The sequence below is a fragment of the Planomonospora algeriensis genome (assembly GCF_977012225.1).
Map to the genome: position 1 here is coordinate 1 of NZ_CDRNDK010001184.1, position 234 is coordinate 234.

The 234-nt window shown below is 71.8% G+C and carries 1 protein-coding gene; it reads right to left on the bottom strand.

Annotation, left to right across the window (positions count from 1 at the left end; genetic code table 11):
• A partial coding sequence (locus ACWJ6R_RS38345) for a transposase (RefSeq protein WP_449066849.1) occupies positions 1–234 on the bottom strand: 234 nt, incomplete at both ends.

A 234-nucleotide genomic window follows, 5' to 3' on the forward strand; every position in this document is an offset into this window, starting at 1 on the left:
CCCGCACCGCCGCTTTGAAGATCGTGCACATGTCGATCGCGACGTGCTTCACCTGGTCCTTCCACGCCGGGCCGCGCGCGTCCAGCCAGTCGACCACTGCCCAGGCGGTACGGCCCTCCACCTGCCCCAGCAGCCCCTGTCCTGCCGACAGGTCGATGAACCCGACATGCCGGCGATCGACCGCGACCGTCCACGCCTGCGCCGTCTCGTCCCAGAGCCAGCGGGGCCGGCCCC